The 18140-nt window shown below is 64.4% G+C and carries 14 protein-coding genes and 1 pseudogene; 9 read left to right on the forward strand and 6 right to left on the reverse strand.

The window, feature by feature from the left end:
- Window positions 1-14: 14 nt before the first annotated feature.
- Window positions 15-548: a hypothetical protein gene (locus AB0M93_RS11690; RefSeq protein WP_364271418.1), complete on the reverse strand. Its 534-nt coding sequence runs from the start codon at window positions 546-548 to the stop codon at window positions 15-17.
- A gap of 326 nt (window positions 549-874) precedes the next feature.
- Here AB0M93_RS11690 and AB0M93_RS11695 point away from each other — a divergent pair, with 326 nt between their 5' ends.
- Window positions 875-1489, forward strand: coding sequence for an A24 family peptidase (locus AB0M93_RS11695; RefSeq protein WP_364271421.1), 615 nt, complete (start codon window positions 875-877; stop codon window positions 1487-1489).
- Window positions 1490-3139: 1650 nt separating this feature from the next.
- Complete coding sequence (locus AB0M93_RS11700; protein ID WP_364271424.1) at window positions 3140-3733, forward strand: A24 family peptidase; 594 nt, start codon at window positions 3140-3142, stop codon at window positions 3731-3733.
- 278 nt (window positions 3734-4011) lie between these two features.
- On the opposite strand, the gene AB0M93_RS11705 is transcribed toward AB0M93_RS11700, so the two are convergent.
- Window positions 4012-5280: a sigma-70 family RNA polymerase sigma factor gene (locus tag AB0M93_RS11705; protein ID WP_364271427.1), complete on the reverse strand. Its 1269-nt coding sequence runs from the start codon at window positions 5278-5280 to the stop codon at window positions 4012-4014.
- Between the two features lie 306 nt (window positions 5281-5586).
- Between AB0M93_RS11705 and AB0M93_RS11710 the strand changes: the two genes are divergently transcribed.
- Window positions 5587-6123 carry a hypothetical protein gene (locus tag AB0M93_RS11710; RefSeq protein WP_364271430.1) on the forward strand — a complete coding sequence of 179 codons (537 nt, stop codon included), beginning with the start codon at window positions 5587-5589 and terminating at the stop codon, window positions 6121-6123.
- Window positions 6124-6211: 88 nt separating this feature from the next.
- Here the strand turns inward: AB0M93_RS11710 and AB0M93_RS11715 are convergent, their stop codons facing one another.
- The 3 genes from AB0M93_RS11715 to AB0M93_RS11725 form a co-directional block, all read right to left on the reverse strand.
- A complete protein-coding gene (locus AB0M93_RS11715) occupies window positions 6212-6991 on the reverse strand; it encodes a transposase family protein (protein ID WP_364272840.1) in 780 nt (259 codons plus the stop codon).
- 416 nt (window positions 6992-7407) lie between these two features.
- Window positions 7408-8229 (reverse strand): RNA polymerase sigma factor, encoded by an 822-nt coding sequence (locus AB0M93_RS11720; RefSeq protein ID WP_364271432.1) that lies wholly within the window; start codon window positions 8227-8229, stop codon window positions 7408-7410.
- 266 nt (window positions 8230-8495) lie between these two features.
- A complete protein-coding gene (locus AB0M93_RS11725) occupies window positions 8496-8858 on the reverse strand; it encodes a hypothetical protein (protein ID WP_364271435.1) in 363 nt (120 codons plus the stop codon).
- A gap of 615 nt (window positions 8859-9473) precedes the next feature.
- Between AB0M93_RS11725 and AB0M93_RS11730 the strand changes: the two genes are divergently transcribed.
- The 4 genes and pseudogenes from AB0M93_RS11730 to AB0M93_RS11745 all read left to right on the forward strand — a co-directional run bounded on the left by AB0M93_RS11730 (window position 9474) and on the right by AB0M93_RS11745 (window position 13123).
- Complete coding sequence (locus tag AB0M93_RS11730; protein ID WP_364271438.1) at window positions 9474-9683, forward strand: hypothetical protein; 210 nt, start codon at window positions 9474-9476, stop codon at window positions 9681-9683.
- 686 nt (window positions 9684-10369) lie between these two features.
- A pseudogene (locus tag AB0M93_RS11735) lies at window positions 10370-11187 on the forward strand (helix-turn-helix transcriptional regulator).
- Between the two features lie 40 nt (window positions 11188-11227).
- The gene (locus AB0M93_RS11740; RefSeq protein WP_103349814.1) at window positions 11228-11467 is read left to right on the forward strand and encodes a DUF397 domain-containing protein; all 240 of its coding nucleotides are present in this window, start codon (window positions 11228-11230) and stop codon (window positions 11465-11467) included.
- Between the two features lie 360 nt (window positions 11468-11827).
- Window positions 11828-13123 (forward strand): hypothetical protein, encoded by a 1296-nt coding sequence (locus AB0M93_RS11745; RefSeq protein ID WP_364271441.1) that lies wholly within the window; start codon window positions 11828-11830, stop codon window positions 13121-13123.
- Here the strand turns inward: AB0M93_RS11745 and AB0M93_RS11750 are convergent, their stop codons facing one another.
- Window positions 13124-13825, reverse strand: a complete 702-nt coding sequence (locus tag AB0M93_RS11750) for an HAD-IIIA family hydrolase (RefSeq protein ID WP_364271444.1) — start codon at window positions 13823-13825, stop codon at window positions 13124-13126.
- 353 nt (window positions 13826-14178) lie between these two features.
- Between AB0M93_RS11750 and AB0M93_RS11755 the strand changes: the two genes are divergently transcribed.
- Together AB0M93_RS11755 and AB0M93_RS11760 are read left to right on the forward strand one after the other, a co-directional pair.
- Entirely contained in the window at window positions 14179-15021 is an 843-nt protein-coding gene (locus AB0M93_RS11755; protein WP_364271447.1) for an inositol monophosphatase family protein, read from the forward strand.
- A 276-nt stretch (window positions 15022-15297) separates the two neighbouring features.
- Entirely contained in the window at window positions 15298-17859 is a 2562-nt protein-coding gene (locus AB0M93_RS11760) for a tetratricopeptide repeat protein (protein WP_364271450.1), read from the forward strand.
- The last annotated feature ends 281 nt before the right edge of the window (window positions 17860-18140 follow it).

Raw genomic sequence — 18140 nt, forward strand, 5'->3', positions numbered from 1 at the left:
AACGCGTCGTAGTTTCAACATGTCCCCGCCTCATGCACCCCGTACTCCGAGACTTTCCACGATCCATCCGCCTGCTTCTGGACGATCGCGTTGATGAGGTGCCGACCGCCCGGAGTGTCGTTGGCGAGCTGCCCGGTGTCGGCCTTGTACTTCAACCAGCGCGAATCATCGGAGCAGTCCGTGATCACGATCTTGTTCGGGTTGTCAGGAGGGGCGACAGAGGAAACCGAAGGCTCGTAGGTGGGTTCGCCCTTGGTCACCAAGCCGTTGTAGTGATCCGCGTACAAGGCCCGTGACATGTTCGTCAGCGCGATCCCGGTCGCGTACCGCCCCAGCTTCGGCGACTGCCAGTCCGATGTGGTCCCGGCCGTGACGAAGTCTTGCCACATGCCCCGGTACGACGTGAGCCCGTCCTGCTTGGCCTTGTCGACAGCGGACAGCGTCGTAGTCGGCGGAGCCGATGTCGACGGCTCCTGCCCCGTCGGCTGGGTCACGCTCGGGGGCGGGGTGGTCGCACCGGAACCGCAGGCGGCGAGCATCATCAGCATCGCTCCAAACCCCAGCACCGGCCCGGCCCGGTGCCCGTCTGCGGCTAAAACCTTGCGAGCCACCTCACGCCCCCTGACATCAGTGAACATCGTCAATGTTTTTCGTGATACACACCACATCTACACCAGTGACCCTCGCCGACTGCAAAGTGTGTATGTGACTGACTTTGAAGTCGGTATGGGTTTTCCTGGAGATCTTCACTCTTTCAGGTCATGGGGATCACTATCCGAGGTTGCCTCGGCAACTCTAGGGCCGCGACCAGCGGATTTCCGGGGTGAAGGGTGGCAAATCGGCTGCCGAAGGTAACTGACGGTGGTGTCGGCTTATGCCCAGCATGTTCGCCTTGACCTGGACGGGCGTGGGCGTCTCCGTCGGTTTGGCCCTGGCGATCGGCCTTCGACACCTGCTCAGCGTCGCTCCGCCCGCAGCTAACGCGGTGCGACTCACGGCTGTGCTGCTGACCGCCGTCACATTCGGCGCTCTGACCTGGCGCTTCGGACACCAGTTCGATTTACTGCCGTACGGTGTTCTGGCTGCGTTCGGCGTGGCACTCGGGGTGATCGACGTCTTCGGGCGGCGACTACCCAGCGTGTTCGTCTATTTGAGCGTCGCCCTCGTTGGTGTACTGTTCGCGACCTCGGCGATCCTGCACTCCAGGGGACTGGACTTTCTATGTGCGCTGGTCGGGATGGCGGTCGTCGCCGTGTTTACCTCGCGCTCGCGCTTGTATCCGGGAGGAGGACTGGGAGCCGGCGACGTGAAGCTTGGGTGGCATGCTCGGACTGGCGCTCGGCTGGCTGGGCTGGCCGGCACTCGTCACAAGCCACCGTCCTCGGCTGGTTCGCAGCCGCCTTGGTATGGCTGCTGCTTCGAAGGACCCGGCGAAGGCCGCACGGCGCTCTGGTGCCCATGGGACCGTTCCTGCTCTTCGGAGCGTTGATCGCGGTCATGTTCGTCCCGACCTGACGTTCGATCGTGCATTGGCCGTCGGCCCGAGGGTCCATTGAATCGTCAGGGGCTACTCGATAACGCCGACTATGCACAGAAAAGCACTGGCCTATATTCGGCCGGGGCGTTAGTCCGAGTCCAAATCCGGCCATCGGTTGTGGGTCTACATTCTCTGCGGTCAACGCATCCAGCCAGGTCGAGAAAGGTTCGCTAAGTCGGTATGTGGACGATAAGCCCTTGGGTGAGAGCTTCGAGCTCGGGCAGGGACTTCTGTGGTAATGATTTCGGCGGGCGAGGCCAAATAGGTGCCAGGGGGTAGACGGGGACATGCCTGTGATCTGGCGGATCAAATAGTACGTACCCCAGCAAGTCTGCTACTCGTATGCCGCAAGCATAGAAACGTTCGTTTCTTCGACGCTGGGCCAGGTCATGTGGATTGGCATCAACGGGGTGAAAGCTGAGCATGCCAGTCGCGCCCTGCTGAAAATCGAACCACCCTTCGCCGGGTTGAGCGAGTCTCGCCAGGTACACGCGAAATCCCCTAGGTACACGTTCGGCGCACTGATGTCGCCTGTTTGCCGGAATTAACGACCGATAATTTTGGCTCACGTTGAGAACAATAGCAGTCTTGGAGAACCATCGAGCGATAAGCTCAAGCGTCGCTCGGTCCATGGATGCCGGAAGGCTTCGAGTTGCAAGCAATCTGCCAAACTGAGTTTCTAGCCGACTCATCCACCCGTTGTTGCAAGGCTCGCATATCTCGCCTGCAGTGAATGATGACGCTGGCATCTGTCGTGCACTGATTACGTTGCCGAATGAATCATAGTGAGTAGGAAAGAATTTTTCCTTCTTGGCATCGAATATCCTCTGAAGATGCTGTGAGAAGATATGCTCGCGACTCATTTTACGTCCGGACTGACCGCACATCCAGCACTCGCCCGGACCTGGAACTTCGTCGGTCCGGGTCGCGAGGTAAGCTCCGCGCTCCGCTAACTGACGATCGTATGCTCTCCTGGGCCTGTCCTTATCGCCCTCGTCCATCAGCGAATGGTACGCCGACGGTGCGACGTCTACCTCATCGCGCTCGGCCTGCGGTAGTAGCGGGAGGCGACGGCGAAGGTCGCCGCGGAGAAGATCTTGCGATTGGTCTGCGATATGCCGTAGGTCGCAGCGGCGAGGTTGTGGTGGCGTGGATCACCGTTCCAGGGGCTCACGTTCGTAGAAGAATCCCCGGTGGGGCACCGTCGGGCAGTGTGGCGACCAAGACCGGCGTGTCGGCACCGTGGTCGACCTGGCTCGGCGTCCACCAATGGTCAAGTCCTTGCAAACTATTACACCTCACCCCCTAGCATCAGTGACAATCGTTAATCTTCTTCGTGATACACAACGTCTGCACGACCTACCTCCACCGCCTGCAAAGTGTGTACGTGACTGACTTTGGCGTCGCTATGGCATTTCTAATGAATCTTCACTCTTTCGGGCTATAGGCATCACCGCCCGAGGTTGTTTCGGGTAGCACTGGGGATATGAACAGCGGTTGTCCGGGGCGAAGAGTGGCAGATCGGCTACCAAACGTAACTGAACCCGGTGGTGGCTGATGTCCGCCGCGTTCGCCATGGTGTGGACAGGAGTGGGGATACTTATGGGCATCGGGCTGGCGCTCGGCGTTCGTCCTCTGGTCACAGTAGCTCCGCCGGCTTCCAGCGCGACGCGGCTCACGGCTGCGATTCTGACTTCCCTCGCCTTCGGTGCTCTCGCCTGGCGCTTCGGACACCAGTTCGATTTGCTGCCTTACAGTGTTCTCGCTGCCATCGGCGTGGCACTCGGCGTGATCGATGTCCTTGAGCAACGGCTACCTAGCGTGCTCATCTACTCAGGCGTCGCCCTCGTCGGCGTACTGCTCGCGACCTCGGCCATCCTGCACTCCAGAGGACCAGACTTTCTGCGTGCGCTGGTCGGGATGGCGGTCATCACCGTGTTCTACCTCGCGCTCGCGCTGATATCCGGAGGTGGGCTGGGAGCCGGCGACGTGAAGCTGGGCGGTCTGCTCGGACTCGCTCTCGGCTGGCTGGGCTGGTCGGCACTCGTCACGGCCACGATCCTCGGCTGGTTCGCAGCCGCCCTGGTGTGGCTGCTGCTTCGGGCAACCCGCCGAAGACCGCGGGGCTCGCTGGTGCCGATGGGGCCGTTCCTGTTGTTCGGGGCGTTGCTCACGATCACGGTCGTTCCGACGTGACGTTCGCTGAAGGTTTGGCCGCCGTCGCGATCCTTCGGGGCAGCAGCACAGCGTGACGCACGAAGGCGTGGCTCCGCCGAACGGACACGTAGTGCGGTGCCAGGGCCGTGATCGCGTCGGCCGCCGCACGGTCGGAGGCGAGACTGTGCCTGCCGCCGAGCAGGTGGCCGTAGATCCGGGACAGCGCGACCGACCTGGGGTCCTTAGGCGCATCCCGCCTGAGCGCCTTTCCGAGATGGTCATGATCACTCGCACGGGTGATGGTCCAGTTGGGCGGGTTAGTCCTCGTCGAAGTACGCCTCGGCGGCGTGGCGGATCTGTGCGAGTCGCTTCGACACGGCACTGTGGTTGGCATAGCCGAGTACTTCGGCGATCTCGGTTTTGCTGGTGAAGCCGCTGTTGAGCAACACGACGATCTGCCGGTTCCGGGTGTCCAGCACTGTGAGGAAGTCGTTGGTGATCAGGTTGCCCAGCACCTCGCTTTCCGGTCCCTGGACTGGGACGGTGTCGGTCAGCTCGACGAACCTCACCGTTACCTTGCGGCGTTTTCCGTGCAGCTTGCGTTCGAAGTCTTCGCGGGCGTACGACCAGTGGCTGGAGAAGTCGTCCTCGACCCGGTGGGAGCCGACCGCGTCCAGGATGCCGCGCAGCCGCCCGGTCCGATCCGCCGCCGCCACGGTCTCGGCCACGGCGTCGCGCGCGTCGTCTTCGCCGAACCACACTTGCCCGCCCGTCCTCGGATTGCCTGCTATGGCTCCGGCGAGCACGCTGCCGTCCTCCAAGACGACCGGTCCGGGAGTCTTGCCCTTGTCGACCTCGGGGAAGTCTCGCAGGCGCTCTTGGATGGTGGTGGTGACCGCAGGCACCCAGAAGTCCAGGTTATGGGCCAGCAGCCGGATCGGGTCGTCGAGCGAGAACGCCTTCATCTTCGACCCCGACATCAGGTGCGGCCACACCGTCCACGCCCAGGCGCGGGCCAGTTGCACTTCGAAGTCGGGTGGCAGGAAGTCGTCGATGCCCGCCCAGTCGGCCATGAACGGCCACTGGCCGCCTCGCAGCAAGGGCAGCCCGAACATGTCCAGGACGCGCTTGGGCAGCAGGTGGAACAGCGGCGCGTACTCGAAGTACCGCGTCCGTGTCCGCGGTACGAAAATGACGTTGACGTCGCCGAGGTCGGCGATCCTGGCCATCGGTTCGGGCAGGTTGTCGAGGTCGAAGAAGCGCCGTCGGAACTGGGCTGCCTCCCACAGCATGTTCCACTGCGCGACCGCGAGGAACTCTTCGGGCGAGCTGCGGGGCGCTGGGAGCGTCACGTACTCGGGCGGAGCCGGTTCGAGCGGCCGGACCACGCCGCCGAAGATGTACCCGGCCGAGATGTTCCGCAGGTGCGGGTATTCCTCCGGACAGGCATCGGCCTCGGGGAGAAACACGTCATCACGGCGCCACTCCAGCATCTTGGCCGGGGTCGGCTCATGCTCACCGCGCATCTCACCGTTCGCCATCTCCTGCTCCACGCTGTGACTGTTCCGCTCGTCGATCTGAGTCATACCTCCATCACGACAGTCTCCTCCGGATTCGTTCCGGACACGCCCGACCCGAGGGCTCCTCGTCCCGGCGAGGCCGACAATGATAGGCCGACACGTGCGGTACGGACGCACGGCTGCGAGGTGCCGAGTAGATGATCGTCGAGTCTCCCGATATACTCATGCAAGGCGGTCACGCCCGCCCGACTCCGAGCCGGAGCGCCCACGCCGCAGCCGGCAACCGAGGACAAGCCGTCTCCGACGCAGCGTGTACCTGATATTGCCTGCTGACCTCGTGGGGCGGCGTGGGGGTCCCTTTGGGAGTCCGTAATGAGCAAATCCAGCAGAGCTCGTACCCGAGCAGTGCGCCAGCGTATGTCCGAGTCCGGCGCGAGCTACGCGCGTGCCGCTCGTGAGGTAGGCGACCCTCGCCAGCAGTTTGTGCCGAACCGTACCGACTTGGTCCGTGCCCACATTCGAGCGCTGTTGTCCGGGCAAGCCCAGGACACCCAGCAGCGAGACGCTGAGATCCAGGCGTTGGAGGCCGAAGGACATCGCATTGTTGATGGCGGGCAAACCGGGCTGGACTCATGGGAAATCCTCGACTGGCGCACCGGTGAACAACTTGCTCACGGCGACGATGGCCTCGAAGGTTACGACGCGACGGCCGACCGCCTCGATCCCGATGACACGTGGATCCACATCGACCAGCTCGAGTCGGAGCCTGGACCTCGCCCTGTGACCGCAGGCATCCCCGACAGCCTGAGTGAGGCGCTGGATGACTGGATCTCCATGCGGAGCACGACCGACGAGGAGATCGCGGAATTCATCGGCTGGTCGGTGGACAGGGTCCGCGACCACAGGTGACCGTCATCAGGACGAAACCGAAGTGGGGTCAGAGCTCCTAAGTGATGTCTCGTAACTCGTGCTGTGGTTGGTAGGGTTGGTGTTGCGGTCAGTCGGCGAGGCGGATGTTGTGCAGGTTCGCGATGCCGGACACTGTGTCGGCGAGTGTGCTCGCGGCGCGGCGGTAGTCGCGGAGAATCTTGAAGTTCTTCATCCGCGCCAAGACGTGCTCGATGCGAGCGCGGATCGTGCGGTGGGTGGCGTTGAGGTCTTCTTTCCACTCGGGCAGGTCGTTGCCGTCGCGGGGTTTGCGGTAGGGCATGACGACCTCGGGGTTGCCTTGGTAGCCGCCATCGGCCATCACCGGCCGGCCGGCGAGCTGTTCGGCGATGCCGGAGTCGCGGTAGACGGTGCAGTCGTTGCGGCTGCCCGGTTGCGGATCGCCGGTGGCGATGACCAGCCGCGTCTCGGCGTCGATCGCGCCCTGTACGGTGGTCGAGTAGCGGTAGTTCTTCGACGGTGTCGCCAACCGGTGATCCCGGGTGGGCACCAGCGTGCCGTCCACGATCGCCACCGCATCCACTCGGCGTTTACGGACCGGCGCCAAAGCCAGCAGCGGGCCGACCGTGTCGATCACTCGATGTGCCGCCGAGTGCGACACCCCGAACAACGGGCCGATCTGGCGCATCGTCAAGTTCGTCCGCCAATACGTTGCCACCAGCAACACCCGGTCGGCCAGCGGCAACGCCCACTGCCGACCCGGGCGACCGTCCGCGATCTCGTCCCCGCCTCGCTTCGCGACCAGCCGCACCAGCTTGCGGAACTGGCCCGGCTCCAAGCCGGTGAAGGGGGCAATCCACTCCGGCCGCGACGCTGTGATCACCTGCACCACACCAACATGATCAACTACCGGCCCAGCCAGCCCGACACCGGGTTACGAGACATCCCTTAGCACCCCTCTACGGCGAAGCGGGTGACCCTCCACGGACCGTCCTGCTGCTTCTTGACTTCCCGCGGTGATCGAGCGCTGTCCACCGGGATCTGCGGCAAGCCGCAACATCCCACTCGAGCCGTCTTTGATCACCGGAGCATTCGCAGCAATCCTGGCCAGTCCGATGAACTAAATAAGGCCGCCGACCGGCCCGCGGCTGGGGTATCGCGCCGGTCGGCGGCGGTTCCGGACGGCGCTGCAAGGGGGAGGTTGGCGCCTCCGGAAGAACCCAAGAGTACGCCGGAGCCCGGTCTCTACTGAAGGCTGCACGTGAAGTAACCCGATCAGGGGAGCCGCGGGGGGCCTGTTGCCAGCTAGCTCGCCAACTTCATGATGAGGAGACGGTGCCCAGTCTGGATCGTGAGGCTCTGTCGGCGAGCACCGGATTGGCGAAAGTTCTTGCCGCGGTTATGACGCTTCGCGGGCGCTTTTGCGCCGTTACGGAAGGAACTGTTGATTTCGGCAAGTTCTGCGGATAGCGCTCGACATGAAGAGCAGGCGACCAGGTGCGTTTCAACCTCTTCGGTCTGCCGCTTCGGCAGGCCATCTCGTGTCCAAGATCCGAGCATATCGATCGTCGGTCCGCATTGCTTTGTCTGAGCTGCACCCAAATGAGCCTGCAGATACCCCTGACGGAGAGCTTCCCGAGCTCGGTATGCCAAGGCCGACACCCCGTTGGGCGTGAGTCCGAGGCTCGGCGCCAGTTCCGCTGGCGTGTGCCCTTCAACTTCGGTGAGCCATAGCACCTTTCGCCAGCGATCAGGCAGTCCGACAAACGCCTTTTTCGCGAGAGCTCTTTCACTGCTTGTCATCACGGTGTCATCGAAGGGGACGCTGACGAGCGCGGGATCCACCGCTTCTACGATGTCGTCGGACAGTTCGACACGGCGTTCCTTGCGAGTCCTGTCGTATGCCGTGTGCCGGAGCGCTGTGAGGAGATATGCGCGGATCGCTGAGTCAGGGCCACCGCCGGCGCGGAGAATTTGGAGGACCTTGATGAACGCTTCCGAAACGAGGTCGTCGGCTTCGGTCGCTGTCCGGGAAAGCTGGCGAGCAAGGTTACGAGCCGAGTCCACGTGCCGTGCGTAGAGGTCGCCGTACGCCGCAGTGTCTCCACGACGTACCGCTTGAATCAATCGAGCATCGTCACCACCATGAACGTCACAGGTCGACCGGACAGCTCCGCGGGAAGCGCTCGGACCGGAAGCTGGTGGCTTGGATGGTTGTGGCTGCTGGGCTGGGACGAGTAACTCGGGTGCTCGCACTCCTCGCTTGGAAGCACGAGTGCGACGGCCCCCACAGGGGCGTCGCGGGCTGCCAAGGGAGTCGAGTTGACCTACCTGTTCGCTGCGGCCCTCTACGAGACTGGTGGCCATAACCGCACTCCAATTCCTGATAGCTTTCATGAGCCCGCGGACTTGATCGCCGGGATCAACTTGGTCTGCTCTTCTGGGCGTTCCGGCGGAGCCTGCTGATCTTGAGCGGCGAGCTCGTGTCTGCCCGTTCCCGGCGGGAGAGTCAGCAGAGACTCGGAGAAGGCTGGGAACAGGGCAACCATTGCGCGGACGCAGCACAGTGGACAGAGGTTGTCCGGCACCGGCGGCCGCTGCTCCCAAATCTCTTCGATTGGAAGGCTGCACAGGCCGTAGAACTCGTTGTGGGGCCAGACGACGTGCACGCGTCCGGCATAGTGATCCGCTGTTCCGCCCTGCTGGTTGGTTCCCCAGTACAGCAGTGGTTCAGGTCCTTGCTGTGGCTCGGCCATGACTCACCGGGCCGACCTAGTCGGACAGTCTCGGCAGCGTGAAATGGCCGCCGGGAGCCTGTCTTGGCCGACAACACCATCGGCGCCACCTGGTTGTTGACGGGCAACTCGCCTTGACAGGCCGGTCTCGATTTGTCGAACGTACAACGCGCGTCGGCGCGCAAGATCGCTTGTGGACCATCGTGAGGCAGAAAGAGAAAGGATGCTCAACCTTGCGGTGTCGAAAGTGTTCTCTCGCAGGGTGACCATTGACAGGGCCAGCGGGGACGGGGAGAGCAAGATCGTTGGGCTCATCATCGATGTCCTTTCGTCGCTTGCTCGACGCAGGCCGAGTCGGTTTCGGGAACCGGTGTGCCGGATCCGGGTCGGCGCCGGATCGGCACACTCGGCGATCGAGGGGGCTTTGGCCGCGACGTCGCCGGCGTGGACCGGTCACCGTCCCACGGAGGCCATGGCCCTCGTGGTAGCGATCACTGTCGTCGGCGGCGGGAAGTCCTTCAGTGCGTTCGGAGCGCATTCCCAACACCAGAGACCGAATCGCTCGTCGTCTGGGGATGGCAAGACGATGTTGTCGCCTTCGGGAACAGCTGACACTCCCAGCCGAAGAAGGTCCGCGTGGACCACGTCGTCGAGTGCGTGGCCGGGGCCGGTGATGAACGTCCATCGCTGGGTCTGCGCGCGTTCGATGACGGGACCGGCGAGCATCCGGATCTGGAGGCCGGCTTGGACACACCGACCGAGTTCGAGCGGCATGGTGATCGCACCCAAGAGCCCACCGACGGGCATGAGGATGCGCTGCGACGAGCGGTCAACGGTCGCTGCTAGCCCGTATTCGCTGCGATAGGAGTTGCAGCGTTCTTCGGAAGTCAGGTCCGAATGTGCGACTGGAGTGCGAGTGGTCGACGTTGTCACGGCGAGCCACCTCCTTCGACAGAGCAGGGGGTCAGGCAGCGCGAGTCAAGCGGCGCTGCGGCGATGTGCCACGCGGGGTCGCTCGGCGGCGAGCCGTCGAGCGACTTGTCGGCATTGCGTGCCGGGGGCTGCGTGACCGGGCGACTGGTTGATAAACACCCTGGGAGGCGATGGTGGTGGAGCCCGTCGTCAGCGGTGCCTCGGAGCGCGGACTCGGCGGTATGTGTCCACGGCAGCGTCGGACTCGACGCCGCTCGCCTACGTACCACCAGCCGGCACCGACTCCGGCCACGCAGCCCGCCATGAGAAGGAGCGCCGCTGCGATCGCCAGCCCAGACCCCCACAACGTCTCAGCGGGGGCTTGTATGGCACTGGGGGCGACCACGGCCGTCGCAGCTGCGATGTTAACTTGTGTACTCATCGCTCTGCGCTCCTTTTCGACCGGGGGTGCTGTTGTTTCGACCCTTAGACCGTAACTTGTGTACTCAGATTAACTAGTCGACCGATTGGGTGAATTGCGGATACGCTATGCAACCAGACACCCTGTGGAGGTGGAGGAGTCTGTGAACCAGCCGCGCCGGGAGCTGCCTCCGGCTGTCATGAAGATCGTCCTCGGCAACCAGCTTGCCCGTCTACGTGAGGTAGCTGGCGTCACGCAGGAAGACGCGGCCGGTGTCCTCGGATGCACCCAGCAGAAGATCGCTCACATCGAGGGCGGCAGCGGCATCCAGTTGATCGAGCTGAATGCTCTGCTCGATCGGTACGCCGCGAACGAAGCTGACCGGGCCTACACGCGAGACTTGCAAGCTGAGAGCAAGCACCGCACGAAGCGTGGCGCCTTCAGCACCAGGTTTCGCCAGTACATGCGCTTGCTGGTCGACATGGAACCGAGCTGCAACCGGTACTTCGCGTACCAGGCCCTGGTCGTCCCAGGGCTGCTGCAGACCGAGGACTACATGCGAAGAACGCGCGGGCCTGGCGGCCCTCGCTGTCGCCCGAGGAGATCGACAAGTACGTCGCCGACCGCATCGCCCGGCAACCCGTACTGGACCACGTCGACCAGCAGTTCTGGTTCATCATCGACGAGGCGGCCCTGCGCCGGACCGAGGGCGGTCCGGTCATGAAGGCCCAGATCATGAAGCTCGTCGAGATCATCGACAGGTCGAACGTCGAACTCCAGATCGTGCCGTTCAGCGTCGGCTACTACATGGGGCAAGGCCACGACTACACGATCTTCGGCTATGACACGAAGCCGGCGGTTGACATCATCTACCTGGAGCAGCATGACGGCGGGGAGTACGTCGAGAACAGCAAGAGGACGGCGCGGTACCTGACTCTCTGGGACCACCAGCGGGCCGCGGCCAGCGGGCCCGAGCAGACGCGACGGACCTTGCTGGAGATCGCCGCATCGTTGTAGCTGACCTGCGACTTGAGATCGAAAGGGCACGAGGAAGCAGATGAACATCCAGGACGCAAACAAGCGCCACCTCGACACCAACTTCACCAAATGGCAGAAGTCGCCCCTGAGCAACCCTCCGGACAACCAATGCGTCGAGGTGTCGTTCAGCAGCAACGCCGTCGGGTTGCGAGACAGCCGGAACCCGGACGGCCACGTGCTGGTCTTCGATTTCGGAGAGTGGGAGGCGTTCCTCGGCGGAGCGGCGGCCGGGAGCTTCAACCTGCCGAAGAACCAGTAGTGCGCCCGGGCGGCGATCCCATCGTCGCCCGCAGGCCAGCACCCGGTTGTCTTCAGTCACGGTCTTCGGTATCCCTGCGTTTGCGCTGGTAGCGGTCCACGATTGATCGAACCCCCACCACGGGAGAAGGACTACCGTCCAGAACCCGTCCGCTGCCCGCCCGTGTTCCCGCCAATGTCGCGCTCGGTTACATCAGCTCCTACCCTCGGGCAGGCGAGATCACCAAGTCGATCGGAGGTTGATGCAGTGGGTACACGTCGAACATCGGCGCCGAAGCACCCTCCAAACACGCGGCTGCGATGGCAACGGCTTCAGCGTGGTTGGAGCCAAGAGGAAGTCGTCGAACAGATCAAGCGGAGCTTGGAGCAGGCCGATGAAGGCGAGTGCGGTCTGAACGCCGACACCGTCCGACGTTGGGAAACCGGCGACCGCAAGCCCGACCCGCGCTACCAGAAGCACCTCGTGCTGGTCTTCGGGCTACCGGCCAGCGAGCTCGGCCTGCTCTCGGCCACGGAGATGGCTCTGTACCCTGCAGATCCGGCCGTGCCTGCGCCTACGGCCAACATGCTCGTCAACGAGCAATTCATCGACGCTGTCGTGAAGAAGGTGATAATGGTGCTGCTGGGCGGCAACGCTGAGTTCAGCCGACCGGTGTTCTTGAAGGGCCTGCTCGGGGCGAGCCTCGCAGCACTGCTCTCGAACGACATCGCGATGCCCGACGGTGTCGAAGCACTTGCCCGTAAGCAACGGACGCAGTTGGATTCGCGAGCAGTCGACGCGTTCGCTGCGATCACCGCCTCTCATCGTGACTTGTACTGGACGAGCGCTGCAGTTGAACTTCTGCCCTCGGTTACAGCTCATGCTCGCCTCGGCGAAAGCATGATCAAGTCGACTTCGGAAGCAGACTCGCCGCATGCTCGCCGGCTAGCTTCGGCCGTCGCCGAGTCCGCGCTCCTCGCTTCCCGACTACTGTTTTTCGACCTGGGTCAAGAAGACGCGGCCGAACCGTTCTTCCAGCTTGCCGAGGACGCGTCTGCCAGCTCGCTGGATCACCCCTTAGCGGCTGCGGTACTGGCGCACCGGGCGTTCGTCCCCGGCTTCGCCGGACAGGAACAGCCGGCCCGCGACTACCTGGCGGCCGCTCATGCCCACGCACGGTACGGGGCGGGGCCGCTGCTGCGGTCGTGGCTGCACTGCGTCGACGCCGAGGTATCCGCCCGCGTTGGCCAGTCGAGTACAAGCCTTACTCGTGTCCGCTCTGCCGAGGATGCGCTGGTGAGCGCCGGAATCGACCCCGCCTGGCTCGACTTCTTCGACACCTCTCGACTCGACGGCTTCGCCGGCAACGCCTTGCTGCTGGCGGGCCGAACCCGCGAGGCAGCAGGCCGGCTCCAGAGCGCGTTGGACAATCTCTCCGAGAACGCCATGAAACAGAGGGCAGTGCTGCTGTTCGACCTCGCTGCGGCGCATGCACCGATCGATCCAGAACACGCCGTTGCAACCGTCCGACAAGCATGCGACCTGGTCAGTAAGGCTCCTTACAGCACCGCACTTCAACGCGTGCCTGAAGTTCGTGCGGCTCTGAGCGCTACGCCCTACGTCGACGAGCTGGATGAACGAGTCCGAGCAATGACCGGGCTGACCACCAAGGCTTGATCAGCTGCACTCGGCGTTGTGGGCAGCAACGCGCGCAGGTAGTTCCGCGAGGTTCGTCAGCTGGAACAGGCAGCGCTCCTCAACCTCGGGCATTTGGAGGATGTGTCCCCACGGTCCGCGGCGGATGAGCGCAGTCAAGATACCGGCCTCCTGGGCCGGCCGGACGTCGTTGTCTAACCGATCGCCGACGTACAGCACCGAACTCGCTGGGACCCCGGCCTCCTCGATGACCCGATCGAAGAATCCGGGCGATGGCTTCTCAACGCCCCAACCGTCGGAAGTACCGATGACGTCGACCGGCAGTTCTAGCGCTTTGAGGATCTCTTCCGCCCGTGCGGTTTGGTTTCCGGCCAGACCGACCCGAAGGCCGGACTCCTGGAGCTCCCGCAGGCAGGGCCGCACATCGCTGTACAGGTTCTCCTCGGCGAAGGTCTCCGGCTGGCCCGCAGCGGCCCGTCGCTCGCGTTCCACGGCGAGGTCGAAACCAGGCTTGAAGACCTGGAAGGTCTCCCGGTAGTCCTTTCCCTGAGCAATCACGGCGCCAAAAACAGCCGAGAACGTGTGGCGAGGCACTCCAAGCCAGTCAGCCCAGGTTCCGTACTCGCGGGTTTCGTCGACCAGTATCTCGCCCACGTCGAAGAAGACCGCATCGATCCTTGCCACGTGAAGATCCTCCCTGCCCAGCATGACGGTCACTGCCATGGTGCCCGATGTGGTTGCGCCAATGCTCGGGAGGCTGCCCTGCGGTCGTCCAGCGGACGTGTTGTGGACGGTACCTCGTCCCGACGTTGGCGAGTTGACTATGCGTCTCAGCTCATGCACTCAACGTTATAAAGCGTATTTGATGTGTCGGGCACGCAGGGCCCTCGGCCTTCGTGGCCGTCGTGACCTGCAGTCGTGCGCATCGACCCTGGTCACGCTCTCATGAACGCACCGGCTGCGGCGAGGGACGCCCCTCGACCTCGCCGCAGCCGGTTGCCCACTCCAACGACGACGCAAGCCGCCCCGCATTCCACCTGGGCCCACCTGTCGCCAGAAGGGCAATCGGGATCGTGATGAGTACGTTCGACGCGGCACACCTGCTTGACGTTGCGCTCGGCGCTATGGACAAGGCGATCAACATCTTGATGCGCGACCAAGCCGGCGAAGTTCGGGCCAAGGGTGATCGCGATCTGGTGACCGACGTCGAGTTGACCATCGAACGCCTCGTACGAGACCACCTTCAGGATCAGACACCGGACGTCGGCTTCGTCGGCGAGGAAACCGGGGCGACCGGCAACCCGGACGTGTACTGGGTCCTCGATCCCGTTGACGGGACTGCCAACTTCGTCCACGGGGTCCCGTTGTGCGCGGTGGCTCTCGGGCTCGTCCACGCGGACCAACCCCTTCTCGGCGTCATTGACACGCCGTTCCTCCACCACCGGTACTGGGCAACGATCGGCCACGGGGCCTTCCGAGACGGCGACCCGATAGCCGTCTCACGCACAAAAACCCTTGAGGAATCGCTGATTTCTCTTAGTGATTACGGATCAGGAGAGGGAGGTGTAGCGCGAACGAGGGCATCCGCCAGGTTGGACCAGGCACTTTCTCGACGCGCACAACGAGTTCGACGACTCGGGTCATCGGCGCTCGAGCTGGTCTGGGTCGCAGATGGCACTCTCGATGCCAGTCTCACGCTTGGCAACCGCAGCTGGGACACGGCGGCCGGAGCGATCATCGCCCGCGAAGCCGGCGCACTCGTCGTTGACGCGGACGGTAGCCAGCACAACACGAGTTCGCGTTGTGCCGTTGCGGTGACCCCGAGCTTGGCGGACACGCTGATCCACCTTCTGCGCATCCTTCGAGGTACTCGATACTGGCCGATATCAACGACCGAAGGCGAGACAGCCTCGACCTGAGCCGGCCGTCCACGACCGGGCTACCAGGTCATTCCTGCAATGCACCTCTTCTGACGGAAGGCCACACGGTTAGGCGGAAGGCTAAGGGGCTCGCCCGTGCCGGTCCACCGGTTATCGCGTTGACCCGAACGCGTTCTCATGGCCGATGAGCGGACGTTTCTCCGCTTGGCGCGCTCTACTGCGAGGGTGGGGGCGACCAGGTGGCAGCCGTCTTCCGGCATTCGGATCGATATGGGCGCCCGTTCGCTGTGGGAGGGGCCTCGGGATACTGGGTCGATGAGTCGTCCCCTCGACCAGCCGTCGCACGGCGACGTAGCCAACGACGTCACCGGCGGCGTGTCCGGGAGTCTGGTCCAAACCGGCGCCATCCACGGTGACGTGCACCTTCACCAGCAAAGCCGCACGGTGGTTCTGCCGCACCGGGCAGGTGTAGCGCCGCAACGCGCGGCGGCGTTTCAAAACCGTCCAGGCGCTTCGCGCCTGCTCGTGCGGGCGCTGGGGCGCGGCGACACCGCGGTGCTGACCGGCCAGCCTCGGGTACATACCGGTGTGGTGTCGGGCTTGGGCGGGATCGGGAAGACACAGATCGCGCTGGATTACGCCGAACAGTTGTGGGCTTCGGGCGAAGTGGGATTGTGGGTGTGGGTGACGGCCGGCTCGCGGGAGGCGATCGTCTCCAGTTACGCCCAGGTGGCCATGGACGTGACCGACGTCGAGGACTCTGATCCCGAGCAAGGCGCGAGGCGGCTGCTGGAATGGCTCGCCGCCACATCGACGCGGTGGCTGATCGTGCTCGACGACGTGCAGAACCCGGCCGATCTGCGGGGCCTGTGGCCACCGGCAGCGTCCGGCGGGCAGGTGGTGGTGACCACCCGGCGCCGTGACGCCGCACTGCGCGGACACGGCCGTTGCCTGATTAACGTCGACGTGTTCACACCGCCAGAAGCCGAGGCCTACCTGCACGCCGCCCTGGCCGACCAGCCGCGCCTGGCCGTGGGAGCGGCCGAACTGGCGGCCGAGCTGGGATGTTTGCCGTTGGCGTTGGCGCAGGCTGGCGCGTACATGCTGGACCGAGGCCTGTCCTGCACCGACTACCGCGCCCGGTGGACAGACCGTCGGCGGAGCCTGGCGTCGTTGCTGCCCGAGCCCGACGGGCTGCCCGACGAGCACCGAGCCACCGTCGCAACCACCTGGTCACTGTCCGTCGAGCAAGCCAACCGGCTCGAACCTTCTGGAATCGCGGGAATGCTGCTGGAGGTCGCCAGTCTGCTGGACCCCAACGGCATCCCCGCCAACTTGTTCACAACCCCGGCCGTCACCGACCTGCTCACAGCCGCTACGGGACGCGAAGTCGATGCGGAGCAGGCATTCGACGGGCTGTGGTGTCTGCATCGGCTGAACCTGATCAATCTGGACGCGAATTCGGTGTCCAGGGCCGTGCGTGTACACGCACTAGTGCAGCGCGCCACCCGCGACGCCCTGCAAGTCCCACAACTCCCCGCAGTGACACGCGCAGCAGCCGACGCGCTCAAGCACATCTGGCCAGGGATCGAGCGGAACACCGCATTGGAGCAGGTGCTGCGCGCCAACACCGACGCGCTCGCCGACGTCGCTGGCGAGCCACTGTGGGAACCCCATGCGCACCCAGTGCTGTTCCAAGCCGGGAACAGCCTCGGCGGGACTGGGCTGGTCGCCGAGGCAAAGGACTACTTTCGCCAGATCCACACCACTGCCACCCAGCAGCTGGGCCCTGACCATCCCGACACCTTGAGGTCCCGTCGCTGTCTGGCTCACTGGCAGGGTGAGGCGGGCAATCCGGCCGGTGCTGCGGCCGCCCTTCAAGAGCTGATCGACGACCACACGCGGGTGCTGGGTCCTGACCACCCCGACACCCTGACCACCCGCGACAGTCTGGCTCGCTGGCGGGGTTGGGCGGGTGATCCGGCTGGCGCTGCGACCGCGTTCGAGGAGGTGTTGGGCGATCGGTTGCGGGTGCTGGGCCCCGACCACCCCGACACCCTGATCGCCCGCAGCAACCTGGCGTACTGGCGGGGTGAGGCGGGTGACCCGGCTGGCGCCGCAGTCGTGTTCGAGCAGGTGTTGGGCGATCGGTTGCGGGTGCTGGGCCCCGACCACCCCGACACCCTGATCGTCCGCGGCAACCTGGCCCGCTGGCGGGGCGAGGCAGGCGATCCCGTCGGTGCCGCAACCGCACTCCAAGAGCTGATCGCCGACCACTCGCGGGTGCTGGGCCCCGACCACCCTGACACCCTGATCGCCCGTCACAACCTCGCTTACTGGCGTGGTGAGGCGGGTGATCCGGTCGGCGCCGCGACCGCGCTTGAGGAGGTGTTGGCCGATCGGTTGCGGGTGCTGGGCCCCGACCACCCCCGCACGCTGTTTACCCGTGGCAACCTGGCGCGCTGGCGGGGCGAGGCGGGCGATCCGGTCGGTGCCGCAACCGCGCTCCAAGAGCTGATCGCCGACCAGTTGCGGGTGCTGGGACCCGACCACCCCGACATTCTGACGTCGCGCAACAACCTGGCGTACTGGCGGAACAAGGCGGGCGATCCGGCCGGTGCCGCAACCGCATTCCAAGAGCTGATCGCCGACCAATTACGGGTACTGGGACCCGACCACCCTTACACTCTGATCACCCGCCACAACCTCGCGTGCCGACGTGGCGAGGCGGGCGATCCAGCTGGTGCCGCAGACGCGCTCGAGGAACTGCTCGTCGACTGCTCGCGCGTGCTGGGCCCCGACCACCCGCGCACCCTGATCGTCCGCAACAACCTCGCCCGTATGCGAGAGCTCTCCTCCAGGGAGCCACCCTTTTAACCGGCTCAGTCGATCGCCGATATCACCTCAAGTTCGCGACCTAGCCGAGTGTTTGCTAGCGCAGCCCGCAACGTACTCTCATGCCGCATACAGCGCGCGGCGCATCCCAGCAGAGTAGCCGACCGTCCGGTACTGCTGTGGAACGGCCATTCCGACGCGCGCCGGTTCCACATGAGGGGCCCGAACCCTGAGTCGGGGTTGTTCGGCAGCCATATCGTACAGTTGCTGGGCACACCCGACCTCGACGTCGCTGGCTACACCCGCGAGTTCGTCGCGCTCTG

It is taken from the genome of Amycolatopsis sp. NPDC051102 (genome assembly GCF_040682815.1).
Lineage (GTDB): Bacteria > Actinomycetota > Actinomycetes > Mycobacteriales > Pseudonocardiaceae > Amycolatopsis.

Coding starts and splice junctions, on each gene's coding strand:
- AB0M93_RS11750 (WP_364271444.1), bottom strand. CDS start 13,825: ATGGCAGTGACCGTCATGCTGGGCAGGGAGGATCTTCACGTGGCAAGG.
- AB0M93_RS11725 (WP_364271435.1), bottom strand. CDS start 8,858: ATGGCCGAGCCACAGCAAGGACCTGAACCACTGCTGTACTGGGGAACC.
- AB0M93_RS11710 (WP_364271430.1), top strand. CDS start 5,587: ATGAGCAAATCCAGCAGAGCTCGTACCCGAGCAGTGCGCCAGCGTATG.
- AB0M93_RS11705 (WP_364271427.1), bottom strand. CDS start 5,280: ATGACTCAGATCGACGAGCGGAACAGTCACAGCGTGGAGCAGGAGATG.
- AB0M93_RS11760 (WP_364271450.1), top strand. CDS start 15,298: ATGAGTCGTCCCCTCGACCAGCCGTCGCACGGCGACGTAGCCAACGAC.
- AB0M93_RS11740 (WP_103349814.1), top strand. CDS start 11,228: ATGAACATCCAGGACGCAAACAAGCGCCACCTCGACACCAACTTCACC.
- AB0M93_RS11695 (WP_364271421.1), top strand. CDS start 875: ATGCCCAGCATGTTCGCCTTGACCTGGACGGGCGTGGGCGTCTCCGTC.
- AB0M93_RS11700 (WP_364271424.1), top strand. CDS start 3,140: ATGGGCATCGGGCTGGCGCTCGGCGTTCGTCCTCTGGTCACAGTAGCT.
- AB0M93_RS11690 (WP_364271418.1), bottom strand. CDS start 548: ATGCTGATGATGCTCGCCGCCTGCGGTTCCGGTGCGACCACCCCGCCC.
- AB0M93_RS11755 (WP_364271447.1), top strand. CDS start 14,179: ATGAGTACGTTCGACGCGGCACACCTGCTTGACGTTGCGCTCGGCGCT.